Below are 21,481 nucleotides of genomic sequence, written 5' to 3' on the forward strand. Positions count from 1 at the left end.
TCCACCAACACACTTAAACGCTAAAACGCTTTTAAGTATTAAAGTATATTAATAAATTAAAGGTAAATTGACATCTTGTCAAATGTTTTTTTAAAATAATTTTTCATAAACGCTTACTTTTTTGCAGAAAGAGAAGCAAGTGCAGATTCATCGAATCCTTTCACCAGCAGCCATACTGCCAAAATCATTTCATTCGCTGCAACTGGCAGCGACAATATACTCCAAACAGAAATTTGTTCAATCACACTGAACATTACGAGCAATCCATAAATAAAAACAAGAGTTGCACCTGTCATCCCCAAAATAGGGATAAAACTGGGTACGAGCCTCGATTTATAAAAAATATAACTGTACATCATCGTATTGATCCCCAGCATGAAAAGAGGACCAAGCATAAATGTCCATGCATGGATTGCTTTTAATACGATACCTGAAGTTTGAAAAGATGCGGAATCCGGAGCTCCTGCAGTTGCAAATTCCTGACTTAAGGTCAATAGGGACAACATGCTGATTACACCTACTGTAATAATAATTGCTTCAAGAAGCCTGAAACAAAGATGCCAAAGAGCGATCGTTTCATTATACTTTCTTAAAATCGGAAACATGGTAGTGGCAGTACCAACTGCTGATATAACGAGCATTAGCTCCATAAGCGCTCCGAGTACCACCTGGTTGGCGTGTTCGGAACCATTTATCATATAATCAGGACCATTAAGGATTGGGTCGTATAAAATAAGACCGATTATTGCCGTAACGGCAGCAAGTATAAATAGTACACCCACAATTTTTGCAGCTTTCTTAGTTGAATTCATTTTTCATCGCCCTCTCTGGATAAATTTCTACACATTCAAGCTTATTTCTTTGTGTTGTCTTGATAAAAGAAGACTTCTTCCAAATGTAAGTTAAAGGCGTGAGCAATGCGAAAAGCCAGTTCCAGGGATGGGGAGTACTTCCCCTTTTCAAGAGCGACGATGGTTTGTCTTGTCACGCCAACCTTGTCAGCCAGCTGCTGCTGTGTCATTTCATCATGGTTGAAGCGTAATTTTCGAATGTGATTGCCGACAAGATTTTTGCCCATGTTAGACTCCTCTCCGATAGTGATAAATTTTCGTAACTGAACCTGTCAAATCTGAAAGGAAGCCTGAAAAAATCAAGATCATGAACATCACCTGTGACGGCTCAAAAATGACCAGCGAACCCATGGCAAGAAGGAAGCCCATGATAAACACAAAAAAAGAATTGCGGCTCGCTTTTAAGGAAATTAACTTATCCAGTTCATCTGCAAATGTAGGTTCCTTTTCTCTGGTCGTCATTCTAAAGACGATATTAAAAATAATGCTGATTATGATGTGCACGACGATTGAAACCAAAGTCAATTGGATGACGAAGTAGCCCCAATAGCGAAAGGTTTCTGCTGACTCCAGTCCTCCCTCGGGATGCTGAGGGTACATGTATAACCAAAATGAGATGAAAAGGAGTATTACGGTGATTACTGATACGATGCTCTTTTTTTCTTGATAGGTCAAGGTTTACACCTCCTGTATGGTCACTTTTACATCGGGTAAAGTATTATATGCATCATGTAAAAAAAAGTTTACATTTAGTTATGTAAAGATGACATAAAATTTGCCGGACACCACCTAATGGAGTATGTTCCGGCCAGTCTTTTTCTGCCGCTCGCCCCCTGTCAAAAAAACCTTTTAAAACATAGGCATCCCGATCATTGAATACAATGTATTAATCTTTTTCAATAGGGGCGATTGGATGCCTAATTCCACAAATAATAAATTAACGACTCAACAAATGATTAGCATCATTAGAAATGGACTGCCAAAGTCACGGATTCCTAAGACCATTACCATTGTCGGTGCAGGATTAGCTGGACTTGTTGCTGCTTCTCTCCTAAAGGAAGCAGGGCACAAAGTCACGATTATTGAAGCAACCAATAAAGTGGGTGGACGTGCCGCGGCCATACGATCCCCTTTTAGCAGTGGGCTTTATTTAAACATTGGACCTATGCGGATCCCTGATACTCATCTTTTAACTTTAGAGTATATTTATCAATTCGGTTTACCCGTAAACCAGTTTATCAATCGGTCTCCAGTCGATATTCTTTTCTTCAATGGAATCAAAACTCGTCTTGACATTTTTGAACGAAATCCAGGTATTCTAAACTTCCCTGTTGATCGGAATGAAAGAGGCAAGAGCGCCGAGGATCTGTTAAACTTAGCGATGATGCCCATTGTCGATTTTATCAACAAAGATCCCTTAAAAAATTGGCCTCTTATCGAAAAAGAATTTAAAGATTACTCGCTAGGTACATTTTTAAGGTCTTACCATTATCAATTTGGAACCACTTTTTCAGCTGGTGCGGTTGATATGATTGGACTACTTCTTGACTATGAAGCTTATATGGGGATGTCGTTTCTGGAAGTTTTACGCGAATCGGCGAGTTTTAGGACCGATCGTTTCTATGAGATAACGGGTGGTATGGACCTGCTCCCTAGGGCATTTTTGCCTCAATTAAAAGATGATATAAGGTTCTATCAAAGGATGACGAAAATTGTTCAACAACCCAAGAGTATAACCATTCATTCAAACCATTCTAACACCTTACAACAATCCTCTATGACAAGTGATCTTGCCATCATAACCATCCCTTTTACCGTTTTACGGTTTGTTGAAGTGGAACCCTACCATTCTTTTTCCTATTATAAACATAGAGCAATTCGTGAACTGAATTATATGGCTGCGACGAAAGTAGGGATAGAGTTTAAAAGCAGGTTTTGGGAAAAAGAACATCAATATGGTGGTAAATCGATAACGGACCTACCCATTCGTTTCACTTATTACCCTAGTCAGGGGATTGGAACCAAGGGCCCGGCAGTCGTTTTGGCAAGTTATACGTGGGCGGATGAGGCTTTGACATGGAATGGTTTATCCAACGAAGACCGAATTTACTACGCTTTAAAGAACTTATCTGTCATTTTCGGAGACCAAGTGTTTTCAGAGTTTGTTTCAGGAACGTCCTTTAGCTGGGTAGATCATCCATATGCTTGCGGTGCACTAGCGACTTTTAAACCTGGTCAGGAACACGAACTCTTCCCCTATATCCCAATACCTGAAGGTCGGGTCCACTTTGCAGGTGAGCATACCACCCTTACCCACGGGTGGATGCAAGGAGCCATTGAGTCTGGAATCAGAGTTGCGAATGAAGTCAATCACTTGCCAAAATAAAAAAGGGAAATAACCGAACCAGGAACTACATACAGACTATATAGGTAAATAACTCAGTTCATGGTGAACTGAGTTATTTCTTTTATATAAATACTGGATAACCATTCCATCACTTTTTAACTCTTATTTTCTCAGGTATTGTCGTCCAATACTTTGGATCTTCTAAGCCAAGCCGCCAAATCCCAATTCCACGTAAGTTATATCTTTCTACAAGGTTTAACTTAAACCGCAGACTATGGCTATTCTCAAACCATGCCTGGTGGTTATGATGTTTTTCATCAATGTAACTGAAATAAGGCGTTTGCGATTTGGAGTCCCATATTATTTTTGCTTTATATTTTGTTTGCTGACCCATTAACTCTTTATAGGAGCTATACTTGGCTTTGTCTGCTGCTGTTGTATCCCAGTCCCATCCGTAACCAGCGATACCAAGTAAAATTTTGGATGGTGGCACTCCATGTTTCAAAGCATAACGAATCGTGGCTTCTGTCCATTCGACTGATGCTGTTGACCCGGGTGTTGTTCTTGGGTTGTGTTCATCATATGTCATAATCATTAACCCGTCCGAATATTGACCAAGCTTTTCGTAATCAAACCATGGTGACCAGGGATTAGCTCGGGAATCGCCTGTGTTTGCCGGGACTGAAACCGTAACTACTTTTCCATCCTGATTTAGTGCATCAGACAATTCTTTTATCAGCTGGCTAAAGGAATCTCTGTCAGTCAAATACAAGTTTTCCATATCAATATTAATACCGTCATATTTAAACTGGTTTATTTCATTCCGTAAGTTCTGAATGAAAACATTGCGGTCTTTATCGGTATCGAGTACCTTACTCGCTACTTGCTTGCCCTTCTCCACGGTTTCGTAAAAGAGATTATGGACAACCATATATACCTTCAGGTGTTTTTTATGAGCAGACTGAATAACCTTTCTTTTATGATCTGCTGTTACGGAATCTATAAGACTGCCTGGACGTTTATCATCAAGTTTATACCAAAAGGGAGCAATGACGCTTAAGCTCTTGTATTGGGAGTTAACTGTAGCTTGAGACCCTGGATACGTTCCTTCCTGTTCTGTATAGAAGCCTAATACTTCACGAGGAGTTTTCTCCTTATTGCGTTCTTCTTTTCTTTGTAACTGGTTACAGGATGACATTAGTAGAAATGCCATGCTTAAAGAAATGATGGTGAGGGACCGATAACCATTTTTCGCCATAATACACCTTCTTCTAATTGGTATATTTCTTAAGTTGATGAGAAACGTTGTAACTTATTCACGCATTGAGTTTCTCCTTGGATGGAAATCCTGAACACACAAAAAACTGCCAGAATAATTTCTAGCAGTTTTTTAGATGTTTTTTAATTACGTTCTGTTAAAGAACTATGTTCATAGGGATGGATACTAAAAAAAGCCCTCTAATCAGGGCTATTTTTAACCTCAACTATTATTTTACTATGTTATATTCCTCATCTGATACAGGTTCCAACCATTCAGGAGTACCAGCAGTAATTGCAATGTGTTCAAACCAACTATCTTTTGCGGCACCATGCCAGTGTTTCACACCATCGTGTGTGACTATAACATCGCCAGCTTTTAAGAATTGAGCAGGCTTTCCTTCTTCTTGGTACCAACCTTCGCCACCCGTTACCAATAAAATTTGAAATCCATCGCGATGTATATGCCAGTTATTTCTGCATCCAGGTTCAAAAGTTACATTCCCAACACCCACACTCACTTTAGGATCAGCAACTAATCCTTTAAGATAACTTTGTCCTACAAAAAATTGTGCGTATGCTTCATTTTTCTCTCCCGCTGGGAAAATAACGCCATTTTTTACTTCTTCATGTTTTGCCATTTTTATTCCTCCAATAAACTTATTAGACAAAATCTTTCTTAATTTTCAGGAATCATTTCATTTACGCAAGCTAATGCGTTCAGTGTTCTTGGAAAGCCTATATATGGAAGACAGTGGCTGAGTGCGGTGATCAATGTTTCCTTGTCATTTCCCACATTTTTGTTACCCTGTACATGGGCCTTAACTTGTCCTTCAGCACCGCCTAAGGCAGTAATGATGCAGAGTGTCAACAACTCCCGTGTTTTCAAATCCAGTCCGCCGCGAGTATAGAAATCTCCAAAGCAAAAAGCGGAAAGATAATCCTGTATGTGCTTTTGGTTTTCTGGGGCATTTTCGCGCATTTTTGCAATCACATCACCAAAAATCTCTACTTGAACTGCAAGTCCCTTGTCAAAGCGATTATTATCATCAACCTCCTTTTGACTTTCAATTGGTAACGCAATATTTTTTGCTTTGAAAACCTCATTCACTTCACTGACAGCATTCAATGTTTTCGGAAAACCAATATACGGAGCACATTGATAAACAGCCTCTTTGATTTCTACGGGTGTTAAACCAACATTAAGTGCCGCACTTACGTGTGCTTTTAGCTGAGGCAAAGTTTGATTGGTCGCAAGAACCACCAAGGTAATCAACTCGCGCTGTTTATCATCCAGATTACCTTGGTAAAAAACTTCCCCAAAAATGAAATGGCTTAGAATATCCTGAAAATCAGGATCGGTAGCATGTGCGGCCGTTATTCCCTCACCAAATAGCTGGTTGAACTTTTCCTTGCTCTTTTCAATACGGTCCATCACTCTAAACCTCCTCTTTGATTTTAATAAACTCTTCTATTATTGCTAAGATAGTAATATTTGATGTTTTAGTTTATCGTATATTGATGCGTTATCGCACACCTGTATATAATATAAAATGAATAGAGGATAACGGCAATAATCAAAATGCCGTGATTTGTGCGTTATTGCACAAGTTGAGTAAATTTGTGCGATAACTTTTAAGAAAGCTTGGTGATAACTATAATGTCTAGTTTGGATAGAAGAAAACAAAAATCTCAAGAAGCAATAAAAAAGGCTTTTATGGAACTAATGTCTGAAAAAAGTTTTGATCATATTACGATCCAAGATATTTCCGACAGGGCAAATGTCGGTCGAAGAACCATTTATGATCATTACATGGATAAATTTGATTTACTGGATAAGCTCATTGAAGAACATATTAACGAACTAAGGAAACTGTGCGTTTTAGCAGCTGATTTGGATTTTACCGAGGGAAATCTGATGTGGTTTGAATACTTTGAACGTAATTCCTCATTCTTTTCAACCATGTTAGCGAGTAAAGGAGCCCCTACATTTCGTAGTCACTTCCTAAAATTTGTAATCGAGGAGTTAGCGGGTGAAGTAGATGTAACCGAAGGAATAAATCAAGGATTAAGTAAGGATTTAGTTCTTAAATTTGTTGGAGCAGCTATAGTAGAGATCGTAACAGCGTGGATCACCAATGGTTTATCTGAACCAACTCAAGTTGTGGCAGAACAGGTGGGGATTTTGTTGGATAGGAATCTATAGTTTACATCCATGGAAAACCTGCCTTAATGAATAATAAATAATTTTAAAAAGCTTGGAGAGCACCAAGCTTTGATTTTTACTAAAATCAACATATTCCTTAACAGAGCCTGAATCAAAAATCTGCCTTATTTGACCGTTAATAGATGAAAAAATATACGCGTAAATAGCACCGCCGCTTCCACCAGTATCAATGACCACCCTTTTCATATTTTTACAAAGATAAAAAGCATTCCTTATTACTGAGAAATGCTTAGTAAATAATTTATGGGAAAATAAAATTAAGAGGCCATTAGCCTCTTAAATCAATCATAACTTCCTTTTATATTATCGTTTGCAGAGGACTGTATAAATTGAAGAAATTCTTCACCTATTTGTGATATGGTGGACCCTGCTCGCCCCTGTCGAACAATTAATAATTCCAGCTCCTGGAGGATTTCCATTCTCATCCGAATTTGTTGCTCAGATAGATAAATCCCTGCTTCTTCCAAACGCTTTTTAAGAGTCAGCCTTCCAAATGAGGTTCGTTCATGCTTCCCTAATGCAAATATTTTCAGTATTTCGATACTTTCCTCTAAAAAACCATGGGCTTCAATTTTTTTAATAATATCTAAAGGGTTAATCTTATGTCCCTTCAATAACCCAAGTTTACATTCCCCGCTCATCATCCTAATATTTATTGGTAACGACTTCACTCCTATGGTATCCTCTCCCATAGAACAAATATAGGTAATACAATCATAAAGTTCCGTTACATTTCTCGGCCATCCATAACAAAATAAATGTTCCATAGCTTCATCTGTAAAAATGACATCTGTTTTTTTGAGCCTTCGTTTTAATTCCTCAATTAATGGCACAAAATCTTCCCTTCTCTCCTTCAAAGAAGGGACAATGAGAGTTTGGGATGTCAGCATTTCATAAAAAGGACGATAAAACGTTCTATTGTCAGCAAATTGGTCTAATTCTTTTGTACTGCAGGCAATCAACCGTGCCTGAAATGGAATGGGTGTTGTGCCGCCAACTCGAAGAAAGTTACTTTCTTTCACAGCATTGAATATTCTAATTTGGAGTGAAAAAGGCAATTCATCTACATCTTCCAAATAAACCGTTCCATTGTTTGTTATCTCAAATGCTCCCATTGTATGGATAAGATCTTCCTCAAACCCAAACAATTCCTTTTCCAGCATGTCAATTGGTTTTGATTTGCAATTCACAGAAAAAATAGGATCTCCGTTATGATTGGAATAATGATGAATCGCTTGGGCGAGCATACTTTTTCCTGCTCCTTTTTCACCATAAATAAATACAGGAAAAGATGTCCTTGCAAAATCCTTTGCTAGGTGAACCGTATTTACCATGGACGTACTTTCGGCAATTACATCATCAAACGTATAACGGGAAACATTTCGAATGTCCTTCATTCGGTTCCCCTTTGTGTAATCCATTCCCTCATATTCCAATGAAAGTGAAACTAAAGATTTCATATACCGCTTAACCATCTGAGGTTGATAGTCGATACCGAGCAATTCAGCAAACTCGATAAAGGTTTCAATATCTAAAATTCTATCTCCAATATTGATCACGTTTGTTAAGCCATCAGGTAATAAATCTATCTCCCCTGGAGTTAAAATATAATCTATGTCATCCGGAATATTTTCATCAGGATTATATGGAAAATACTCATGCTCAGAGATCGTCTCACGAAGTGAGGCAACAGCTTCTTCAATCGTTTTCTTTGTATCATTAACAACAAGTATCTTCTGACCTGGAAGGAGATTGATCAACTCTCTGCAATTAGCCATATTAATGTCTCGTTTTGCAACAATACAGGGACACTCGGGTGGAATCAGTTTATTCACGATTCCTTTAATCATAGGATGGTAAAGGAAGACAATATCATTTGGATGAACCATTTCAGGACGGATTTCCTTTAAAGTTGTGGGCTTTACTTTAATGTGTTGTCCCAAAACTTCCTTTATTTGTTTCATTACTCGTTCTAATGACTTCTCCTGATATGCTATTATGTGAACAATTTGATTAGACATCGCTAGTATAACCTCCGAACTCCAAGTATTCCTATTATACTAGTATAAATGACACGAAACTAAATGCCCAGATGTAATTTCCCGAAGTTTCGGAATCTCTTTTTTACATACATCCGAAGCAAAAGGACACCTCGTATGGAAGGTACATCCGCTTGGTGGATTTGATGGACTAGGGATATCCCCTTTTAATATAATCCTTTCTCTTCTCAGCCGAGGATTAGGGATAGGTACTGCTGATATTAAAGCCTTTGTGTAGGGATGCAATGGATTTTGATAAAGGGTCTCCTTATCAGCCAATTCAACAATTTTTCCAAGATACATGACACCTACACGATCACTTATATGTTCCACAACACTCAAATCATGCGCAATAAATAAATAGGTCAATTGAAATTCATCTTGAATGTCCTTTAAAAGGTTTAAAATTTGCGATTGAATGGACACATCCAATGCAGAAACGGGTTCATCTGCGATAATTAATTTCGGGTTGACTGCAAGGGCACGAGCAATTCCAATTCTTTGGCGCTGACCGCCGCTAAATTCATGAGGATACCGATCGGCATGATAGGCACTTAATCCCACAACCTCTAGTAACTTATTTACTCGCTCTTCCCGTTTCTCTTTAGGATACCCATGAATAATTAACGGCTCGGAGATTATATCTCCCACCTTCATCCTTGGGTTTAGGGATGCATAGGGATCCTGAAAGACCATCTGAAATTCTTTTCTCATATCCCGGATTTGATTATCATTTAAACTGCTAATCTCTTCTCCTTCAAATAAAATCTCCCCTTCGGTAGGATCAAGTAATCTCATCAGCATTCTTCCCGTGGTAGATTTTCCACAGCCGCTTTCACCAACAAGGCCCAGCGTTTCACCTTTATTAATGGTAAAGGAAACGTCATCTACCGCTTTTACAAATGAATTTTTTCTACCAAATAAGCCGCTCTTTTTAGGAAAATATTTTTTCAAGTTTTTTACTTCTACTAATGGAGCTTCCATCACTTAAACCTCCAATACTCCGCTATCTTGATAAAGCCAGCATCTGCAAGTGTGATTCTGATCAATCACGGTTAATTCAGGATCCTGTTTCTTGCAGATACCCATGACTTTACTGCACCTTGGAGCAAATTTACATCCATTAGGCATATTGCCAGGTGTCGGGACATTCCCTGGAATGGATCCTAATCGATTACTTTTTTGACCTAGTTTTGGAACCGATTCAAGCAAACCTTTTGTATAAGGATGTTTAGGATTCTCAAATATCGTATATACATCAGCCTCTTCAACCACTTTTCCTGCATACATCACGACTACACGGTCACACATTTCTGCGACAACCCCTAAATCATGGGTAATCAGCAAAATCGAAGAGCTGCTTTCTTCACGTAATTTTCTCATTAAGTCTAAGATTTGTGCTTGAATTGTCACATCCAATGCGGTTGTCGGTTCATCCGCAATCAAGAGTTTGGGCTGGCACGCCATGGCCATCGCAATCATGACGCGCTGCCGCATTCCACCCGACAGCTGATAGGGATATTCATTAACAATCTCCTCCGCTCTCGGTATCCCAACGAGCTGAAGCATTTTTATAGCATGGTCAAGTGCTTGTTTTTTGCTATATTTTAAATGAAGCATGATGGGTTCTTCTATTTGCCTGCCAATTTTATAAACAGGGTTTAACGAAGTCATCGGTTCCTGGAAAATCATCGCGATCTCATTTCCCCTAATCATTCGCATCTCTGTTTCAGGAATCTCGACCAGGTTTTTGCCTTCAAATTCAATCGTACCCCCTATAATCTTTCCCGGTGTATCCTTTAACAGCCGCATAACCGATAACGAAGTAACACTTTTTCCACAGCCTGACTCTCCAACTACCCCGACTGTTTCCCCTTTATGAACCGTTAAATTGACACCATCAACAGCCCTCATAACTCCGCGGTCAGTAATAAAATGAGTTTGCAGATTCTTTATATCCAGTAATTTTTCACCCATCACCTTACCCCTTTCTGATGGTTAATCTTTCATTTTTGGATCTATCGCATCTCGGAGCCCATCACCAAGCAGATTAAATGCAAGCACAGTCAGGAAGATAGCAAGCCCTGGAAAAAAAGTAACGTGTGGGGCAGTATTTAAATAATCCCTTCCACCGCTTAGCATTGCTCCCCACTCTGGAGAAGGCGGCTGAGCACCAAGCCCAATAAAGCTTAAAGAGGCTGCCGTTAAAATGGCCGTTCCTAAACGCATGGTAAAGTTTACGATAATGGCTGAGATGGTTCCTGGAAAAATGTGCTTCCAGATAATTCTTCCATGTTTCGCACCCATAGACCTGGTGGCTTCCACATATACTGCCGTTTTAACAGCTAATGTACTACTTCTTACAATCCGAGCAAACATCGGAACACTAAAAACGGAAATCGCAATCACTACGTTTCCTAAGCCTGGTCCAAGAATAGCAATAATCCCAATCGCCAGTAAGATTCCCGGGAAGGCAAAAAGAATATCACAAAATCTCATGATTATATTGTCAATCCATTTCCCATAATAACCACTAATGAGACCAAGAAAGGTTCCACCAACTGCACCTAAGAAAACAGACAGTAAGCTAATAAATAAGGAGATCCTTGTTCCAATAATAATCCGGCTAAAAATATCGCGCCCATAAGCATCTGTTCCAGCCCAGTGGATAGCCGACGGTCCCTCTAAAGTATGATTATAGTCAAATTGAGCTGCACCATATGAAGTAATATAAGGCCCAATAATACCTAAAAGAAACAGGATGCCTACGAAAACACCGGCCGCAACTGCCATTTTTTGTTTCTTAAACTTTCGCCAAAACTCCGCAGCTGGTGTATTTTTTTTACCTTTAACTGGTTTTGGAAGCGGCCGTTCGATGACTTCCTCTATTTTCACTCCAGCCATTATTCATTCCTCCTTGTTCTTGTTCATTTACTCGTAACGAATTTGCGGATTTAAGAATCCATAGATTAAATCAACAAGCAAATTGATTAAAATGAATTCCAAAGAGAATAAGAGCATTTCGGCTTGGATGACTGGGTAATCCCTAAAGGAAACAGAGTCAATCAGCAATCTTCCTAGACCTGGCCAGCTAAATACCGTTTCAATGACGATGGAGCCGCCAAGCAAAAAACCAAATTGCAATCCTGCCATGGTCACAACTGGAATCATTGAATTTTTTAAGGCATGTCCCCAAACCACGCCGCTTTCCTTTAATCCCTTTGCCCGTCCGGTGCGGATATAGTCTTCATTTAGGACGTCCATTAGTGAAGAACGAGAGAACCTGGCAATAAACGCTGCCTCCCCTGCACCTAAGGTGATAGATGGTAAGATATAACTTTTCCAAGAATCCAAACCTCCTGTAGGAAGCCATCCTAAATGTACGGAAAAAAATTGAATCAGCATTAATCCCAGCCAAAAGGAAGGGATAGAGATTCCAGCAATGGCTCCAAACATACCAAGATAATCCTGCCACTTATTTCTTTTCGTTGCGGATATAACCCCGACAATTTGGCCAAAGAGATAGGCCCAAATCATACTCCACAAAGTCAGCCAGAAAGTTGGCATAAACCGCTCAGAAATTTCAGTAAGAACGGGCCGTTTGGTTTTTAATGAAAGACCAAAGTTACCATGAACAATATTGGTCATAAAATTCACATATTGAGTATATAATGGCTTGTCTAATCCAAGTTCTTTCCGGACGGCATTTACATCGTCAAGTGTGGCATCCGGCCCTGCTACTAATCTGGCAGGATCGCCTGGAATCAAATGAACAAACAGAAAAATAAAAATGGAAACAAAAAATAGGATAGGTATGATTCCAATTAATCTTTTATTAAAATAGCGTAACAATTGGATTCCTCCCTTTCGGATAATTAGATGAGCGCTATATGACTATAGCGCTCACCCTCTCTTACTGTTTGATCTCAATATTCGAGACATCTAATGAACCGTCTGGCAGAAGGTAAATACCGTCTAAGTAATTTTTCTTCCCTGCAATCGTATCGTCAACAGATAAGAATGCCCATGGAGCATCATTCCAAATGGCCTTTTCTAGTTTTTCATATGCCGCTTTTCGCTTATCTGTGTCTGCGGTTGCCAGTGCATCACTGATACCTTGGTTTACTTCCTGGCTGTTATAATAAGCAGTGTTATAGGATTTTGGAGGAAAAGCATCATTTCCGCCTAATAATGGGCGGATTCCCCAGTCCGCATCACCAGTCGACGGTGACCAGCCGCCATAATACAATTCAATATCAGCCTTACTAGGGTCTTCAACGTTCCAGATTTTATCTGACTCTGTACCTGATTCCATTGGAACAATTTCCACTTTAATGCCAATTTGCGCTAACTGTTGTTGAATAAACTCCATTCCTTTAATGGCACCTGTGTCGTTATTACCCCATAATTTTGCTGTAAAGCCTTTATCGTAACCTGCTTCCTTCAACAATTGTTTAGCTTTTTCGAGATTAAACTGATACGGCTGTTGTTTTGCGTAAAACTGTACGTTTGGAGCAATAATGGAATCTAATGGAGTCGCAAAGCCATTCATTACAACCTTTATAAATGCATCCTTGTTAATCGCATAGTTAATCGCTTGTCTAACTCGGACATCATTGTACGGTTTCTTTAATGTATTCATGGATAAATAACGGACGATAATGGATTGAGCATTTTCAACCACAATTCCACTTTTACCATTAATACTTTCCGCCTGTTCAGATGGTACAGGGTAAATAAAATCTGCTTCACCAGTTTGCAGTTTGGCTACACGTGATCCATTTTCAGGTGTTGGTTTGAATGAAATGGAATCTACTTTTGGATAGCCTTTTCTCCAGTATTGATCATTTTTAACTACCTTTAAATGGTCACTTGGATCCCATTCAGCAAATTTAAATGGACCTGTTCCAACTGGATTTTTTGCAACATCTTTTCCATATGTCTCAAGTGCTTTTGGACTGATCATCATCGCAGCAGGATGTGCAAAGGTATTAATCATCGCACCGAATGGCTGGCTTAATGTCACTTTTACCGTATTCTCATCAACAACCGTTGTTTCCTTTACAAGCTTAAAGAGACTATGACGTTTTAAGTTAAGGGTTGGATTTGCAAGCCGGTCAATATTGACTTTAACGGCTTTTGCATTAAAAGGTGTTCCGTCATGGAACTTGATGCCTTGTCGCAACTTAAAGGTAAATTCTGTTGCTGCAGGATTTACTGAATAACTCTCTGCAAGGACAGGAACTACCTTCATGTCCTTATCAAATCCTAACAAACCTTCCAGCATTGTTTTCTGAGCGGAGTAGGATAAAGTATCATTCGTATCGTGAGGATCCATGCTGACAAAAGTATTAGCAACAGCAATCGTAATATCTTTTCCTGTTTTTTTGGCAAGCGTTTGTGTCGTGGCTGGTTTAATATTTTTTTTGCCATTCGATGTGTTACTTGATGCACTGTTTGAATTGTTGCAGCCAATTAAGAACATGCTGCACATTACAAAAGCGGCAATAAGTAAAGTTAATGAACGATGTTTCAAATAAAATCCCCCTTTGAATATTTAAATTTAACTTAAAAGTGCGGTTGCACTTTGAAGCTTGAAGTCAGCAACTAACTCCCCAATTTCCTCTTCGCGGCAATTATGCAATTTTGGTCGATAATGGTTCATTAGTAGCTCAATCTGTTGCTCTGATAATAAATTCAATTGTTTTAAGACTTCCACTGCAGCCGGATAAGCTGCTCGTCCATCTCCATCTTCGATTTTCACCGCAATTCCGATTCCTTTTTCCAAATCGCCAATGCAATAAACGCCCTCAGCGCCAGCCTTGCCAATAAATCTTCCTTTTCCAGCTTTCATGAAATCCGTACAAAAGCGATCTGTCCCCCCCACCATTTCGGGTGTTGTAACCATCGCCTTCGTAATTCTCCTAATTGCATTCCTGCGTTTTTCTGGAAGTTCATCTGGCCGGGCTAATTTGGCATAGCCATGAGCCAAATTTTCAAGAGGTACCCCATGTACAGGAACGCCACAGCCATCAATTCCAATTTCAATTTCATCATTTGGATATTCGGTCATTTCACTTACTGCAGCTAGTATTCGCTGCTGAACAGGATGATTGAAAGAATAGTAATTTTCAAGCGGTTCATTCATTTGTTTTGCTGTAATCAACATCCCTGTATGCTTCCCTGAACAATTATTGTATAAAGGGGTTACTTCTTTACCTTGAAGAATAAGTTCTTTGTATGTATCCGGCCAGCGTGGAGGATGGGTGCCGCATTTTAGACTGGTATCACCAATACCGGCTTTTCCAAGTATCGTAAGAACACGATCCGTGTGCATTTTTTCTCCATTATGAGATGCACAACATAAGGACAAGTCTGCATCACTGAAATCATAATGATCTGCAGCTCCTGTCTCGACGACTGGAATAGCTTGAATTGGTTTCATTGAGGATCTGGCAAACACAATTTTCTTAGGATTTCCTGCATAATAAAGCAACTGACCTTTTGCGTCGACTACTGCCACATTTCCATTATGAATGCTCTCAACTACATTTCCCCTTGTTACGTTTACTAACAAAGTAGATTCCACCATACCACTCCTAATAATTGAATAGTTTGATAATTTAAAATAATCATATAATATAAATCATCCTAAAACAACCTATTCACTAAAAAAATTGGATATTTTGATAAATTTTGTGTGTAATAGAAAAATTTTCATTGGTTTTTATTATTTTTCTTTAACCTGTTTCAACCAATTTTAACACTAATTACAAGAGGTTCACTATAGAAAAAGAGTTAGAGGATATAGGACTCTAAAAAAAAAAGAAATAAAAAGTTTGTGTCGTCTGAAACCACCTAGCATCCATTAAACTATGAGAACCATTGGACAAATTTTTGGTAGTATTGGACACTTTTTTGCGGGGGTTGGATATTTTTCTGTGCACTTTGGACATTTATTAGAGAGCTTTGGAAATTTTTTTAAGAGTTTAAACAATTAAACAATATTTAGAAAGGCCTCGCAAAAAATCATTTCTTGATAAAATTATTTTAACTTTTCCTCATGCGCCCACTTATAACACCGAAGAAATTAGGCTTTTTTTATTTGTATTTCCTTAACATTGGTAATCCGCGTTTTGCTGGTGGTACCCCACCTTTAGATGCAAAAAAATGGCGTGTCAAACTGATGTCAGTTTGCACGCCATTTTCATTGCCAGTTATGTGATATGCACCTCAAAACAGACGGTTTAATTATTTAAAAGGCAGCCGTTTCATTTGAATCCATGTAAATCGTCCTGTACATTTAAAAAATGTCCTACCTTTTTCTTGTCAGCATTAAAATTGGGTGAATCCCCTGGCCCATTATTACCTTTCGAACTCATTCTTTCAACTATTGCAATTCCCCGCCATAGGTAGCCACTGTCTGCCTTTCCGTAGCAAATACCTGGCCGTTCCATTTCAACACGGTTTGCACTTCTCCAAGACTATCAGCATTGTACCTGCCAGCTATCCTTTGATGCGCTGCCAGCTCATATATTCCATCCCTGTTTATATCAACTGGATAAAAACCTGACAAAGGATTAACCCAGCCATTAATAGGGGCCTTCAAAATACCTTGGGGATTATATATTTCCGATAGATATTCCTTCCCCTTGTATGTAAGGTCAAGAATATACTTTTGTTTGAGATGATAACTGGTCACCTTTGCTTTGTATTGATTCTCAAATGTCACATCATACTTATAGGATTCATTGAATGTATCCGAATCAAAAATCTGCCTTAATTGACCGTTAATAGTTGAAAAAATATACGCGTAAATCGCACCGCCGCTTCCACCGGTATCAATGACCACTAAAATATCATCGCCTTTTTTACCTGTAAAATCACCAAGAAAAAGAGTAGGATTGTATCCAGAGTTATTTTTAAAAGTGGTGTATTCATATTTATGGGTTCTCCCATTTTGGACCACTAACTTGATATCTTTCCAAAATGGACTATCAGGGGTTTTATTCGCAGTTAGAAAAACATTATCCTTTATCCCGTCTCCGTCTATATCGCCCCTCTTAACCGTTAGGACGGAGGGACTGTTGGTGCGCATTTTTCTTAGATCAGCAGATTGCAGACCTGCCCGTATTTCTAGAAGTTTGTGTTTTGAAGGATACGGATTTGGAAAGGACAAAGCCATATCAATCGTTTGCAGTGCTTCATTTAATAATCCAGCTCTTGCCTGCGTATTCGCCAAACAATACCAATAAAAAGGATGATTCGCTTCACGTATTTTTGTGTAATAGTGATGGAGTTCTTTATTGAAATCATTGGTGCCCACTGCATCACCACCTGTCAAATTAATATACACTTAGATATATATGTGGGATTTTGAGTAGCATTCCATTGTCAATTGAACCACGAGAATCGCCCTCTAGTAATCTATGGTATAATAGGAAAAAAAACACACATAGTGAGAGAAGGATCTTATATTTATGAAAAAAGCTTGTAGTGAATCTAGAACAATTCAAACCGACGGAGTCCTGCCAAACGACACCAATCCACACCAGACTCTCTTCGGAGGCGCTCTGATGAGCCGAATTGACCGCGTTGCTGGTATTGCCGCTGTCAAACACTGTGGAAAACCCGTTGTGACCGCAAGTACCGATTCGGTCGATTTTTTGCACCCGATAACCCTTCAAGATGCAGTTACTCTAGAGGCGTTTGTCACTTGGACGGGGAACACCTCGATGGAAGTGTTTGTAAAAATAACAGCAGACAACTACTTTACTAGGGAAAGCAGGGTTGCGGCGACTTCATTTTTGACCTTTGTATCGTTAGATGAAAAAGGGCGGCCGGCCCCAGTGCCTACTGTGTATCCCGAAACAGAGGAAGAGCACTATTTGTTTAATTCCGGAAAAGAAAGGTCCATTACCAGAAAGCTACGAAGAGAGCAAAGCAAGCATCTAGCACAAACGTTTGGCAGAAAATAAAAAAGCAAATTAGCGAGTTCGGTCATATGTTATATGTTATTTACTTGTTTTTATTAACTTTCGAGTTTTGACATCAAATACTTTATAGCTAATTTCAAACATATGGTCTTTTGTTACTGTCACTTCACAATAATAAGGGATTGACTTTCCATAAGCATCAAGTGCAGGAATATCTCTGAAGGAATATATTTCATCTGTTTTGAGCATTTTAAAGTCCGCTTCAGGAGAACGACCTGATGAATCTATTTCAATAACACATGTCCCACTGACAACATCATATTCCTTAAGCACAACATATTTTAGGCTTGGGAGAGTAATCACTAAAAGTAACACACCTAAACATAAAATTCCAAGACATTTACCTACATTTAATATTCGAAAGTCATTAGTACCATACATTACAATTAAGGCAATTACTGCGCCTAGTACAAATAAGGATCCAAGTATGAGCATCAAATAATAAACGACCAAATTATCACTTCCTGTAACTAGTAAACCTTAAAATTGTATAACCCTGTCCTAAATTAGGACAGGGTTAACATTATGTTGTTTTTTAATGCTGATAAAAACACTTTATGGGATAACTTTTTCATCAAAACGTTACTTCTGCATGATTTGAATAAGGTTGCCGCATGTATCATCGAAAACAGCTATTGTGATTTCGCCCATTTTTGTCGGCTCCATTGTAAACTTCACGCCTTTTTCCAATAACCGTTCGTACTCTTTTCGAATATCTGCAACGCCAAACATTGTGGCAGGGATGCCTTCGGCAAATATCTTTTTTTGATACTCTTTGGCGGCTGGATGGTTATTCGGTTCGAGCAAAAGCTCGGTACCTTCTTGGTCCTCCGGAGAAACAAGTGTTATCCACCTATATTCTCCTACGGGAACGTCATGCTTTTTTACAAAACCTAGCTTTTCTGAATAGAAGTCCAGTGCCTGGTCTTGATCTTGAACGAATAAACTGGTAACAATGATTTTCATATATTTTTGCCTCCTTTAAGATTTGCTATGTATATTGCTCTAGTAACAATCTGGCTGCAGATAAAATAACCCACAGATTTGTTAAATGTCTTTTCAGAATTTATCATAACATTTAAATCAGTATTTCTAAATCAAGTTTTCAATAACCTTCCCCTTTAGCACAAGAAGAAAGCCGCCAAAAATGGCAGCTAAATCTTAAACTCTTGCACCCTTTACTAGAAAAAGAACTATTTCACAAAACGATGCGAAAAAGTATTTTTAAAACATTAATTTAATTTGAGAAGTTTTTCCTTTCTTTGAAGGATAAATTTCAAAAGACTCTGGAATTATTTGCGTTGAACGGTAGAGCAATTCAGTTACCGTTACACATTTATACCCGTTCTTGTCTAAATACTCCAAAATGTTTTCTAAGGCTTTTGTTGTAGAACAGGTTTGTGTATATTCACTACCATGCCAATCATGAAATATAATGATTTTACCTGGTTTTACTCCTTTTTTAATATTACTGTAAATTTGACTTGCTGGAGGATTTGCCCAATCACGAGAATCTTGATCCCATGACCATAATACGACCTCTTTTCCATTTTTTATAGCGGTATTAATAATTACATCATTATAAAAGCCCCCCACGGGACGATAGAGAGACGGTTTTAAACCAGTGAATTTCCTAATAATTTTATCTGTTTCATCTAATTCAGAGGAAAGTTTTGCAGAGGTTATATTCCCATAAATATGATGGAATGTATGATTGGCAATTTCATGTCCTTCTTTAACTTCTCTTTTTAATAGTTCTGGAAATCTGACTACTTTATTGCCAGCTACAAAAAATGTTGCCTTAGCATCATGTTTTGCTAATATATTAAGTATTTGAGGAGTGAAAACAGGATGAGGTCCATCATCGAAAGTAAGGGCAACTAACTTTTCTTTTGTGTTTACTTCCCAAATAACACGTCCAGTTTTTTCATATTCTTCTCGACTGTTATTGGATGCGTCTGAATTTACTTGAAAGGAGAAAAAAGAAATCAATAAAAGCACGCTAATGAACAAAATTTTTTTCATTGGATAAGCTCCTCTTTCATGATGAACTTATTTTCTCTAGTCTATATTAAAAATATTTATCGAAAACAGAATATGAAATGTTATAGGATCTAGTTTCACGGTATGATATTGAGTTTATTGAAGTAAAGTACTCTGTAAGTTGAACAAGAATACGGATATTAGTCAGATTGAGGTAACATTTTAATAAATTTTTTGGGGATTCCGTAAACCCTTGCCGCATATAAAACCTATGTGCATCTTTTTGATCACAGTACTTTTTACTGTTCACTCCATCAATGTGCTCACTATTATTTTTCTATAATAAGGACATAATGAATGTAAAAAGGTGTGTTCCAAATGGATTTCCCCACGATACATACTAATTTTTGGGATGCTGTAATAGCAGTCCCATTAATAATGATTTTTACTGAAATACTAAAAGTGATTCTGAAGGTCCCAAAAAAGTTTGTACCAACTATTGCTCTTATTTTGGGATTAGGTATTTCAATTTTTATAAGTCACAGACATCATCTAGTAGCAGGTATTTTTATGGGGTGGTTCTATGGATATGCTGCGATAGGTTCTTACGCGTCATTAAAAACAACCTTATTATCATTTAGACGTGGAAGAAACGATAAATAATTTTTTTATTGGCACCGTTTTCCACAACTTGATATTACTAGGCTACCCCAATAGGATAGCCTTTTTTAATTCGATCCAATTGGATACATCTTTCACTCAAACACCCGTTCCTTTAAGTAAAATATTTCACAATCTTTCTTGGAACATGAGAACTTTATATACTTTTCAATATCTTCGCTGGATTTCCCGCCACTATTGAATTAGTAGGTACATCTTTCGTAACAACAGAACCAGCAGCAATAATTGAATTATTACCAATAGTGATTCCAGGTAAGATAACACAACTGCCACCAATCCACACATCATTTCCTATTGTTATTGGAATTGCATAACCACTCTTGTTTCTATCTTTAGGTTCAATTGAATGACCTGCAGTGTATAGTCCAACATTAGGACCAATCATACAGTCGTCACCAATCCTTACTTCTGCCATATCTAATATCGTACAGTTATATCCAGCATAGAAGTTGTCTCCAATATGGATGTTGTATCCTAAGTCACAGTGGAAATTGTGCTCAATACTCGGATTTACTCCGACACCTCCGAATAATTCCCTTATAATTTCATCTTTTCTTTCTAAATCTTCGATTGGACAATTGTTAAGCTCTTGAACAAGTTTATTAGCAATGATATTTTTCAACCTTAGCTCGTCCGTACCTCGTTCGTAGTAGATTTTCTCTTTATACTCCATATCTAGTCTCCTTTCTTCAGTTATTTATAGAATTCCACATTACCTTCAAGTAACCTGCCCCGTTAGCAAAACATGCAAAAAAGACAGTCGTAGCGATCTGGTATCTTTAACTCTCGCATCCGATAGTTTAAGTGAAATATTTTACAAAGTATTCTATTTTCAGAAAATATTTATTTAAATTATAAACGTCTGTCTCTTTCAAAAAAAAGCTCGTACCATACGATATAACTATGAAAGGTTCATTTCTCTTTCATGCAGTTATGTAAGAACAAAAGGAGGTGTTTTCATTGAATGGATATTCAGCATTAGAGATCCAAGAAGCAATTAAAGAAGCTGAAAAAATTGGATTAGGCGATTTTATGCATCAAAGCCCTTATTCTCGTCGCACTGGCCGTGGCAAAGGCCGTAGCACTGGCCGTGGTACTGG

The 21,481-nt window shown here is 38.2% G+C and carries 23 protein-coding genes; 5 read left to right on the forward strand and 18 right to left on the reverse strand.

All coding sequences use genetic code 11. The features are described from left to right. Window positions 1-113: 113 nt before the first annotated feature. From V7161_RS17900 to V7161_RS17910, 3 genes are read right to left on the reverse strand one after another with little or no spacing between them, the layout of a single operon-like run. On the reverse strand, window positions 114-812 hold the full coding sequence (locus V7161_RS17900; RefSeq protein ID WP_335714314.1) for a DUF4386 domain-containing protein: 699 nt from the start codon (window positions 810-812) through the stop codon (window positions 114-116). 41 nt (window positions 813-853) lie between these two features. Next, a complete protein-coding gene (locus V7161_RS17905; protein ID WP_335714315.1) occupies window positions 854-1,078 on the reverse strand; it encodes a helix-turn-helix transcriptional regulator in 225 nt (74 codons plus the stop codon). 1 nt (window position 1,079) lies between these two features. Continuing rightward, on the reverse strand, window positions 1,080-1,526 hold the full coding sequence (locus V7161_RS17910; protein WP_335714316.1) for a hypothetical protein: 447 nt from the start codon (window positions 1,524-1,526) through the stop codon (window positions 1,080-1,082). 238 nt (window positions 1,527-1,764) lie between these two features. Here V7161_RS17910 and V7161_RS17915 point away from each other — a divergent pair, with 238 nt between their 5' ends. Continuing rightward, a complete protein-coding gene (locus V7161_RS17915) occupies window positions 1,765-3,237 on the forward strand; it encodes a flavin monoamine oxidase family protein (RefSeq protein ID WP_335714317.1) in 1,473 nt (490 codons plus the stop codon). 109 nt (window positions 3,238-3,346) lie between these two features. Here the strand turns inward: V7161_RS17915 and V7161_RS17920 are convergent, their stop codons facing one another. The 3 genes from V7161_RS17920 to V7161_RS17930 form a co-directional block, all read right to left on the reverse strand. Then, window positions 3,347-4,456, reverse strand: coding sequence for a glycosyl hydrolase family 18 protein (locus V7161_RS17920; RefSeq protein WP_335714318.1), 1,110 nt, complete (start codon window positions 4,454-4,456; stop codon window positions 3,347-3,349). Between the two features lie 229 nt (window positions 4,457-4,685). Further along, window positions 4,686-5,096 (reverse strand): cupin domain-containing protein, encoded by a 411-nt coding sequence (locus V7161_RS17925; protein ID WP_335714319.1) that lies wholly within the window; start codon window positions 5,094-5,096, stop codon window positions 4,686-4,688. Window positions 5,097-5,134: 38 nt separating this feature from the next. Then, window positions 5,135-5,890, reverse strand: a complete 756-nt coding sequence (locus V7161_RS17930) for a carboxymuconolactone decarboxylase family protein (RefSeq protein WP_335714320.1) — start codon at window positions 5,888-5,890, stop codon at window positions 5,135-5,137. A 225-nt stretch (window positions 5,891-6,115) separates the two neighbouring features. On the opposite strand from V7161_RS17930, the gene V7161_RS17935 reads away from it, so the two are divergent. Next, complete coding sequence (locus V7161_RS17935) at window positions 6,116-6,661, forward strand: TetR/AcrR family transcriptional regulator (protein ID WP_335714321.1); 546 nt, start codon at window positions 6,116-6,118, stop codon at window positions 6,659-6,661. Between the two features lie 302 nt (window positions 6,662-6,963). Here V7161_RS17935 and V7161_RS17940 read toward each other — a convergent pair whose 3' ends face one another. The 8 genes from V7161_RS17940 to V7161_RS17975 form a co-directional block, all read right to left on the reverse strand. Continuing rightward, window positions 6,964-8,703, reverse strand: coding sequence for a sigma 54-interacting transcriptional regulator (locus V7161_RS17940; protein ID WP_335714322.1), 1,740 nt, complete (start codon window positions 8,701-8,703; stop codon window positions 6,964-6,966). Window positions 8,704-8,742: 39 nt separating this feature from the next. Further along, window positions 8,743-9,705: an ABC transporter ATP-binding protein gene (locus V7161_RS17945; RefSeq protein ID WP_335714323.1), complete on the reverse strand. Its 963-nt coding sequence runs from the start codon at window positions 9,703-9,705 to the stop codon at window positions 8,743-8,745. Between the two features lie 3 nt (window positions 9,706-9,708). Continuing rightward, window positions 9,709-10,698: an ABC transporter ATP-binding protein gene (locus V7161_RS17950; protein WP_335714324.1), complete on the reverse strand. Its 990-nt coding sequence runs from the start codon at window positions 10,696-10,698 to the stop codon at window positions 9,709-9,711. Between the two features lie 21 nt (window positions 10,699-10,719). Further along, entirely contained in the window at window positions 10,720-11,625 is a 906-nt protein-coding gene (locus V7161_RS17955; RefSeq protein ID WP_335714325.1) for an ABC transporter permease subunit, read from the reverse strand. A gap of 27 nt (window positions 11,626-11,652) precedes the next feature. Continuing rightward, complete coding sequence (gene gsiC, locus V7161_RS17960) at window positions 11,653-12,573, reverse strand: glutathione ABC transporter permease GsiC (protein WP_335714326.1); 921 nt, start codon at window positions 12,571-12,573, stop codon at window positions 11,653-11,655. Between the two features lie 61 nt (window positions 12,574-12,634). Next, window positions 12,635-14,215, reverse strand: a complete 1,581-nt coding sequence (locus tag V7161_RS17965) for a glutathione ABC transporter substrate-binding protein (protein ID WP_420491637.1) — start codon at window positions 14,213-14,215, stop codon at window positions 12,635-12,637. Between the two features lie 69 nt (window positions 14,216-14,284). Further along, window positions 14,285-15,313, reverse strand: coding sequence for an asparaginase (locus V7161_RS17970; protein WP_335714328.1), 1,029 nt, complete (start codon window positions 15,311-15,313; stop codon window positions 14,285-14,287). 798 nt (window positions 15,314-16,111) lie between these two features. Continuing rightward, window positions 16,112-16,906: a VCBS repeat-containing protein gene (locus tag V7161_RS17975; RefSeq protein ID WP_420491638.1), complete on the reverse strand. Its 795-nt coding sequence runs from the start codon at window positions 16,904-16,906 to the stop codon at window positions 16,112-16,114. Between the two features lie 295 nt (window positions 16,907-17,201). On the opposite strand from V7161_RS17975, the gene V7161_RS17980 reads away from it, so the two are divergent. Continuing rightward, complete coding sequence (locus V7161_RS17980; RefSeq protein ID WP_420491635.1) at window positions 17,202-17,699, forward strand: acyl-CoA thioesterase; 498 nt, start codon at window positions 17,202-17,204, stop codon at window positions 17,697-17,699. A gap of 36 nt (window positions 17,700-17,735) precedes the next feature. Here V7161_RS17980 and V7161_RS17985 read toward each other — a convergent pair whose 3' ends face one another. From V7161_RS17985 to V7161_RS17995, 3 genes are all read right to left on the reverse strand, one after another. Beyond that, window positions 17,736-18,170 carry a hypothetical protein gene (locus tag V7161_RS17985; RefSeq protein ID WP_335714330.1) on the reverse strand — a complete coding sequence of 145 codons (435 nt, stop codon included), beginning with the start codon at window positions 18,168-18,170 and terminating at the stop codon, window positions 17,736-17,738. Between the two features lie 129 nt (window positions 18,171-18,299). After that, window positions 18,300-18,683 carry a VOC family protein gene (locus V7161_RS17990; protein WP_335714331.1) on the reverse strand — a complete coding sequence of 128 codons (384 nt, stop codon included), beginning with the start codon at window positions 18,681-18,683 and terminating at the stop codon, window positions 18,300-18,302. Between the two features lie 258 nt (window positions 18,684-18,941). Then, entirely contained in the window at window positions 18,942-19,742 is an 801-nt protein-coding gene (locus V7161_RS17995) for a polysaccharide deacetylase family protein (RefSeq protein WP_335714332.1), read from the reverse strand. A 336-nt stretch (window positions 19,743-20,078) separates the two neighbouring features. Between V7161_RS17995 and V7161_RS18000 the strand changes: the two genes are divergently transcribed. After that, a complete protein-coding gene (locus V7161_RS18000) occupies window positions 20,079-20,363 on the forward strand; it encodes a hypothetical protein (protein WP_335714333.1) in 285 nt (94 codons plus the stop codon). Between the two features lie 154 nt (window positions 20,364-20,517). On the opposite strand, the gene V7161_RS18005 is transcribed toward V7161_RS18000, so the two are convergent. Next, window positions 20,518-21,054 carry a sugar O-acetyltransferase gene (locus V7161_RS18005; RefSeq protein ID WP_335714334.1) on the reverse strand — a complete coding sequence of 179 codons (537 nt, stop codon included), beginning with the start codon at window positions 21,052-21,054 and terminating at the stop codon, window positions 20,518-20,520. A 278-nt stretch (window positions 21,055-21,332) separates the two neighbouring features. Between V7161_RS18005 and V7161_RS30430 the strand changes: the two genes are divergently transcribed. Continuing rightward, window positions 21,333-21,481: CotG/ExsB N-terminal domain-containing protein (locus V7161_RS30430; RefSeq protein ID WP_420491639.1), on the forward strand; the 149-nt coding region annotated here is incomplete at its 3' end.

It is taken from the genome of Neobacillus drentensis (genome assembly GCF_036965425.1).
Taxonomy (GTDB): Bacteria; Bacillota; Bacilli; order Bacillales; family Cytobacillaceae; genus Neobacillus; species Neobacillus drentensis_F.